The sequence below is a fragment of the Mycobacterium sp. E1715 genome, from assembly GCF_001667625.1.
Classification (GTDB): domain Bacteria; phylum Actinomycetota; class Actinomycetes; order Mycobacteriales; family Mycobacteriaceae; genus Mycobacterium.
On record NZ_LZJJ01000359.1, the window covers coordinates 1 to 1,985 of the forward strand.

A 1,985-nucleotide genomic window follows, 5' to 3' on the forward strand; every position below is an offset into this window, starting at 1 on the left:
CGTTCGGGCCTGGCCGTGCAGTTCGACCAGGTCGGGATGCTTGACCTTCCACCGCCCCGACATCTGCTCCACCAACAGCTTGGAATCCAGGAAGACCGCGGCCTCGGTGGCGCCGAGTTGCAGGGCGTCCTCCAAACCGGCCAGCAGTCCACGGTATTCGGCGACGTTGTTGGTGGCCCGGCCGATGGCCTGCTTGTTCTCCGCCAGCGCCGTCGAGCGGTCCTCGGTCCACACGACGGCGCCGTAGCCGGCCGGTCCCGGATTGCCGCGCGAGCCGCCGTCGGCCTCGATCACCACCTTCATTGGTCGAAGCCCTTGACCCGCAACAGGATCGCGCCGCACTCGGGGCATCGCACCACGTCGTCGTCGGCCGCGGCCGAGATGCGGGACATTTCGCCCCGGTCGATCTCGAGTCGGCAGGCGCCGCATCGGCGTCCCAGCAACGGCCCGGCGCCCGGGCCTCCCCCGGCGCGCTGGCGTTCGTAGAGCGCGGCCAGGGCGGGGTCCAGTTCGGCGGTCAGGGTCTCGCGGCGCGACGAATGCGCCTCCCGAGCCGCACTGATTTCGGTGAGCGCGGCGTCGAGAGCCTGCCGGGCGCCGGCAAGTTCGGTCTCCAGCGCCTCGACCTTGCGCTGCGCGTCGTCCAATTGGGACTGCAGCTCCTCGCGGCGCTCCATCACCTCCAGCAGCGAATCTTCCAGGCTGCCCTGGCGACGCGTCAGCGTCTCGAGCTCGTGCTGCAGGTCCGACAGTTGCTTGGCGTCGGCGGCGCCGGACTGCAGCAGCGACCGGTCGCGGTCTTCGCGCTGGCGGACCGCTTCGATTTCGGACTCGAACCGTGACACCTGAACATCGATGTCCTCCAAGGCGATCCGAATGGCGCTCACCCGGTCGGCGGCGTCGTTGAGTTCGTCCTGCAACCGCTCGCAGGCCTGTTGCTCGGCCAGATGGCCGGCCCGGTGCGTGATACGGGACAGCTCCGCATCCAGTTTCGACAGCTCGAGCAGCGAACGCTGCTGAGCGACTTCGGCCTTCATCACGCCTCACCCCCGGTCTCGTCGCCGCACTGCCCCATGGTCCAGGGGTCGGTGCGGATGGTGCACACCCGCACCGCCAGCGCCGCACCGAAACGGGACCGCAGCACGTCGGCGGCCTGGTGGCACCACGGAAATTCACTGGCCCAGTGCGCCACGTCCACCAGCGCCACAGCAGAACCCCGGCGATGCTCGTCGGCCGGATGGTGTCGCAGGTCGGCCGTGACGTAGGCCTGCACCCCTGCGGCCGCCGCGGCCGCCAGCAGCGAGTCCCCCGCGCCGCCGCAGACGGCGACCCGGGACACCGGCAGGTCGGGATCGCCCGCCGCGCGGACCCCCCAGGCCGTCCGCGGCAGCGCGGCGTCCACGCGGGACACGAAGTCGCGCAGCGGTTCCGGCCGGGGCAGGGCGCCGATCCGCCCCAGCCCGGCGTCGCCCGGCGCGGGCACCAACGCGAACACGTCGAACGCCGGCTCCTCGTAGGGATGGGCGGCGCGCATCGCCGCCAGCACGGCTCCCCGGATCCGCGCGGCCGCGACCGACCTCGACAAGTGGGTGGTCTACGTGCCGCGCGAGAACTCAGAAGCGGTGCAGGCGGCCGTGTTCGAGGCCGGCGCCGGGCACATCGGCGACTACTCGCACTGCAGCTGGAGTGTCAGCGGCATCGGCCAGTTCCTGCCGCACGAAGGGGCGTCGCCCGCGGTGGGCAGCGTCGGCACCGTCGAGCGGGTGGCCGAGGATCGGTTCGAGGTGGTCGCGCCCGCGCGGATCCGGGGAGCCGTGCTGGCGGCGATGCGCGCCGCCCATCCCTACGAGGAGCCGGCGTTCGACGTGTTCGCGTTGGTGCCCGCGCCGGGCGACGCCGGGCTGGGGCGGATCGGCGCCCTGCCCCGGCCGGAACCGCTGCGCGACTTCGTGTCCCGCGTGGACGCCGCGCTGCCGCGGACTGGA

The 1,985-nt window shown here is 72.4% G+C and carries 2 protein-coding genes and 2 pseudogenes; 1 reads left to right on the forward strand and 3 read right to left on the reverse strand.

The genetic code is table 11. The annotated features are described in order from the left end of the window. The 3 genes and pseudogenes from A9X03_RS17895 to A9X03_RS17905 all read right to left on the reverse strand — a co-directional run. Positions 1–303 (reverse strand): reverse transcriptase-like protein (locus A9X03_RS17895; RefSeq protein WP_156675534.1); only part of this gene is annotated, 303 nt, incomplete at its 3' end. Continuing rightward, positions 300–1,037, reverse strand: a complete 738-nt coding sequence (locus A9X03_RS17900) for a zinc ribbon domain-containing protein (protein ID WP_068262221.1) — start codon at positions 1,035–1,037, stop codon at positions 300–302. The genes A9X03_RS17900 and A9X03_RS17895, both read right to left, overlap by 4 nt. After that, positions 1,037–1,573, reverse strand: a pseudogene (locus A9X03_RS17905) (Nif3-like dinuclear metal center hexameric protein); the annotation flags it as partial. The gene A9X03_RS17900 and the pseudogene A9X03_RS17905, both read right to left, overlap by 1 nt. Here A9X03_RS17905 and A9X03_RS17910 point away from each other — a divergent pair. Beyond that, positions 1,569–1,985: pseudogene (locus A9X03_RS17910) on the forward strand (Nif3-like dinuclear metal center hexameric protein); the annotation flags it as partial. The pseudogenes A9X03_RS17905 and A9X03_RS17910 sit on opposite strands and share 5 nt — an antisense overlap.

What these genes read in the sequence shown, in the direction of transcription:
- A9X03_RS17900 (WP_068262221.1), bottom strand. Translation starts at nt 1,037, where the DNA reads ATGAAGGCCGAAGTCGCTCAGCAGCGTTCGCTGCTCGAGCTGTCGAAA.